Annotated in this window: 5 protein-coding genes; 3 read left to right on the forward strand and 2 right to left on the reverse strand. The window is 56.2% G+C overall.

The annotated features are described in order from the left end of the window. Positions 1-191 (forward strand): GTP cyclohydrolase I (locus tag ACOSYY_RS09030; RefSeq protein ID WP_421661938.1); only part of this gene is annotated, 191 nt, incomplete at its 5' end. A gap of 32 nt (positions 192-223) precedes the next feature. On the opposite strand, the gene ACOSYY_RS09035 is transcribed toward ACOSYY_RS09030, so the two are convergent. Continuing rightward, positions 224-1,018, reverse strand: a complete 795-nt coding sequence (locus ACOSYY_RS09035; protein WP_421661939.1) for an alpha/beta fold hydrolase — start codon at positions 1,016-1,018, stop codon at positions 224-226. Positions 1,019-1,137: 119 nt separating this feature from the next. On the opposite strand from ACOSYY_RS09035, the gene ACOSYY_RS09040 reads away from it, so the two are divergent. Both ACOSYY_RS09040 and ACOSYY_RS09045 read left to right on the forward strand, forming a co-directional pair. Beyond that, positions 1,138-2,436, forward strand: coding sequence for a replication-associated recombination protein A (locus tag ACOSYY_RS09040; RefSeq protein WP_421661940.1), 1,299 nt, complete (start codon positions 1,138-1,140; stop codon positions 2,434-2,436). 83 nt (positions 2,437-2,519) lie between these two features. After that, positions 2,520-2,879: a PilZ domain-containing protein gene (locus ACOSYY_RS09045; RefSeq protein ID WP_421661941.1), complete on the forward strand. Its 360-nt coding sequence runs from the start codon at positions 2,520-2,522 to the stop codon at positions 2,877-2,879. 41 nt (positions 2,880-2,920) lie between these two features. On the opposite strand, the gene ACOSYY_RS09050 is transcribed toward ACOSYY_RS09045, so the two are convergent. Beyond that, on the reverse strand, positions 2,921-4,726 hold a 1,806-nt coding region (locus ACOSYY_RS09050), incomplete at its 5' end, for an ABC-F family ATP-binding cassette domain-containing protein (protein ID WP_421661942.1).

Genomic DNA, 4,726 nt, shown 5'->3' on the forward strand with positions numbered 1-4,726 from the left:
ACAAGTTGAACGCGCACGGTGTCGGAGTCGTCGTCGAAGCGAGACATCTCTGCATGATGATGCGCGGAGTGGAAAAACAGAACACGATCGCCGTCACCAGCTCCATGTTGGGAGCATTTCGCAGCCAATCACAGACTCGCCTGGAATTCTTAAAATTGATCCGACACGGCAGTGCCGGGGATCCAGATTAAGTCCCGGACAATCGCACTCTCGGTTTTCCCGCTTATCTCGAGACAGTCGCGACAAAAGTGCGGACAGTCTCGCTGAACAGGCAGGGCTGTTCCAAGTTCGATAGATGGGCTGCGTCTGGAATAATGGCCAAGCGGGCATTGGGGATGTTGTCTGCCATAAGCGTGGCGTCTGATGCCGGGGTGGGGAGATCCAGTTCACCGACGATGATTTGAGCAGGACAGCTTATCCGATTTAAGAATGGGATGGAATCGGGTCTTTGAGCCATTGCCATTAAGTCTCCGGCTATGCCGCTGATTTGATTGCCCTCGATCATCGTGCGCACACGTTGGACCAGCTCTGGTCTCGTCCGGATAGTCGCGGGGCTCAGCAGCTTGGGAATCATCATGTCGGCGATCGCACTCGCTCCTTGTTTATATGCAATCTGAGCCATCTCAAACCGCGCCCGTTTCCCTTCGTCGGTATCTGCTTGGGCTCTCGTGTCGGCCAATACCAGTCCTTTAACATACTCGGCATACTTTCGGTGGAATGCGAACAGGATGTACCCTCCCATGGAAAGTCCGACGAAGACCGCTTGCCTGATCGACAGGTAATCAAGCACACCCCGAACATCATCGGCTGCTTGATCGAGAGAATAGTGCCAGAGGGGCGCATCGGATTCACCATGTCCGCGCAGATCAATCGTGATGATCCGAAACTGTGATGAAAGCGCTTCCTCCTGCTGTGCCCACATCGTTCGGTTGAGTGGAAAGGCATGGAGAAAGATGATGGGAAGCCCTGTTCCCTGATCATTGAACGCGAGGGTGATGCCGTTAATCTGAGCTTGCACGGTCTGCTCCGAAGTGCTCCAACCGCAGTGTTCGTACCATCGGCAGTCCGCACGGTCAAGAGGCAGTTTGCGATCTGACGGAGCGGCGTATACAATTTACGCTATTTTCGAGGAGTGCGATGGCCCGCTCTCGCGATCACGACCCTGATCTGTTCACCTCCCCCGAAGGCGCTCAAGATACGGCTGAAGCTCCGCTCGCCGAGCGGATGCGTCCACAGGAATTTGCCGATTTCGTCGGGCAAGATGAAATTGTCGGCCCGAATTGTCCCTTGCGAAAGGCTATTGAGGCCGACCGGCTTTCTTCCGTCATCTTCTGGGGACCACCCGGTTCGGGGAAGACAACTCTGGCCCATCTCATTGCCCGGCATACCAAGGCCCGGTTTGTTCCCTTCTCGGCTGTGACCAGCGGCGTGCCGGAATTGCGCGTGATCATCAAGGGAGCCGAACAATGCCGGGCGAGTAATGGTCAGCGGACCATTCTCTTTGTGGATGAGATTCATCGTTTCAATAAGGCGCAGCAGGATGCCTTTCTTCCCCATGTCGAACGAGGCACCGTCATTCTGCTCGGTGCGACTACGGAGAATCCTTCCTTTGAGATCATCAGCCCGCTGCTGTCGCGATCTTTGGTTGTCGTCCTCAAGCCGCTTACCGACGAGGCGTTGGGCGAGATTGTGAATCGCGCGCTTACCGACGTCGAGCATGGGCTGGGAAAATGGAAAGCGCGCTTCTTGCCGGATGCTCGACAACGGCTGATCTCGTTCGGCAATGGCGATGCGCGGGCGTTGCTCACATCGCTGGAGTTCGTGGTGACGCAAGCACCGGCCGGGTCTGATGGCGCGCGCGTGATAGATGAAGCAATGTTGGAAGCGGCGTTGGGCAAGAAGGCATTACGGTACGATAAAACAGGCGAAGAACACTACAATGTCATCTCGGCCTACATTAAAAGCCTTCGCGATTCCGATGCTAACGGGGCGCTCTACTGGCTAGCCCGGATGCTGGATGCCGGAGAAGACCCGAAATTCATCGCCAGACGAATGGTGATTTTCGCGTCTGAGGATATCGGCAATGCGGACCCGTTGGCCCTACTGATGGCCACATCCGTGGCCCAAGCGGTCCAGTTCGTAGGACTGCCGGAGGCGCAGATCAATCTGGCTCAAGGCACCACCTACCTGGCATCACGGCCTAAAGACAACGCGTCCTACGTCGGTCTCGTGGAAGCCCTGAAAGATGCGAAAGCCCACGGTAATCTTGCGGTTCCGCTCCATCTCCGAAATGCCGCGACTTCCCTGATGAGGGATCTGGGCTATGGGATGGACTATCGCTATGTCCATGACGACCCACGGGCACGGACCGAACAAACCCACCTGCCACCGGCACTGAAAGATCGACGGTATTACCGCCCGAAGCCGACGGGATAGGGCCAATTATCCTAGTTTACATTCTTGTCTAATCGGTTATACTTAGAGCGATGAAGCGAGGGGAAGGAAAACCGTCGGCCGGCATGGCCGCACTGAGTGAGCGGAGGAAATTTGTCCGAGCTACTTTGGTCGGCTCCGCGTTGGTGTCGCCAAAAAGTGGCGGGCGGGCCTGTACGGCGGTCTTGGATAATGTGAACAAGGTGGGGGCCGGGCTTCATACCAAGGATCGCTTCCCATCAAACGAGAAAGTCACCGTTTCGCTCGCCTTCCTCGACTCCGATCATGTCGAACAGCAGGAAAAGCTCGATGGGACTGTCGCCTGGGTCAAGCCCTGGGAAAAGAAAGGGTTTCTGATCGGGGTCGTCTGGGATGAATTGGTGACGAAAGAGAAGAACCGCTGGTTGTACTACTACCTGGAAGAAACGCTCAAAGCCTCCGTCTAGCGGTCTTGCCCGCAACGCCGTCAAGTGGTTCATCGATAGCGCTAGCCCATGGACACCAACTGTTGCTTCACATTCTCTAGTTCCGCCGACAGTGATTCCCAGCGCGAAGTCAGTCGTTCAAGATCGCGCTTCCAATCCTCCTGTTCTTGATGCAGGAGGTTCCACCGGTCGAACTCGGCGTAGAGTTTCGGATCGGCTAACTCCGCTTCGCGCGCCTTGATCTTGGTCTCCGCCTCGGTAATCTCCGCTTCCGCCCGGGCCACCTGCTTTTCCAATCGCGCCTGAGTCTTGGTCAAGTCGCGCCGCTCTCCTCCTCGAGCTTTTGGCTGAACTTGCTGTGCCATCGCGCGGGTGGGACCGGAAGACGGAGGTTGCGCGGCTCCCTCGAGTTCCTCGCTTGTTTCCTTGATTGATTCGAACTCCTGAGCCTTTTTCCACAAATAATACTCATAATCGCCGATGTAATTCCTGGCTTGTCCCTCTTCAATCTCAACGACTCGGGTGGCGATGCGAGCCAGAAACGTCGGGTCATGGGAAATGAAAATGATGGTCCCGGGGAATTCGGCCAATGCATCTGTGAGCACATCCACCGAAGTGGGATCCAAATGATTCGTCGGCTCGTCGAGAAGCAAGGTGTTAGCCGGTTCGACCAGCATGCGGGCCAAGGCGACCCGGTTCCGCTCACCGCCGCTCAAAGCCTTGATCGGTTTTTTCTGATCCTGGCCTGAAAATAAGAAGGCGCCCGCGATCCCGCGCAGAAAATTCATCTCCGCATGTTTGGTGGCTTCTTCGAGCGATTCGAGAACCGAGTGCTCGGGGTTCAAGGTTTCAGCCTGATGCTGGGCGAAGTAGTGCACACTCACCCCGTGCCCCACAGTTCTGGTGCCGGTATCGAGGGCGAGCACGCCGGCGAGCATTTTCAGGAGCGTGCTTTTTCCCGCTCCGTTTTCACCGACCAATGCGACACGTTGGCCGCGCTCCACGGAAAAATCGAGTGTCTTATAGACGACCTTTTCACCATAGCGTTTGCTCGCCCCGGACAGGTCGAGCACCTGACGGCCACTGGTAGAAGGGAGTGGAAACCGGAATTTCACTCGCTTCGGATCCCGCTGGATTTCAATCCGTTTGACCTTTTCCAGCTGTTTGAGGCGTGATTGCACCTGACTGGCCTTGTTGGCTTGATATCGGAAGCGGTCGACGAACTTCTGAACGCGGGCAATCTCTTTAGACTGTCGAGCCGCAGAGGCGTGCAATTGGGCATCTCGTTCCGCTTTTAATTTGCGGAAGAGAGAATAGTTGCCGCGGTATTCCTCGATTTTGTGATGCCGCAGCTCCCAGATATGCGTGACCACGCGGTCCAGAAAGGCGGTGTCGTGGCTGATGATCAGAAGCGTCATGCCGGATTGGAGCAAGAATTGTTCGAACCAACGCTGGGTCGGTTTATCCAAATGGTTGGTCGGCTCGTCGAGCATCAACACATCGGGATTCGATAAGAGCAGATGTGCCAACGCGACCCGCATCCGGTAGCCGCCGGACAGTTTCTCGACCAGACGGTTAAAATCGATCTCCGTAAATCCTAGCCCCATCAAGATACGCTTCGCTTCGTGCTCAGGGTACTCATCGCGATGCGCGGCATCGAGAACGGTCTTCCCGGTAATCGTTTCGAGTTCCTGCGGAAGGTAGCCGATCCGAAGCCGAGGGCGCTTGCGGATCGAGCCTTCGTCCGGCGACTCTTCCCCAAGCACCATGCGAAAGAGCGTCGTTTTTCCGGCGCCGTTCGGCCCGACTAAACCGACTCGTGAATTCGGGCGAAGATGCGCGGAGGCTTCGGTCAGCAGCACCTTCGT

Source organism: Nitrospira sp. BLG_2 (assembly GCF_049222245.1).

What these genes read in the sequence shown, in the direction of transcription:
- ACOSYY_RS09040 (WP_421661940.1), top strand. Translation starts at nt 1,138, where the DNA reads ATGGCCCGCTCTCGCGATCACGACCCTGATCTGTTCACCTCCCCCGAA.
- ACOSYY_RS09045 (WP_421661941.1), top strand. Translation starts at nt 2,520, where the DNA reads ATGGCCGCACTGAGTGAGCGGAGGAAATTTGTCCGAGCTACTTTGGTC.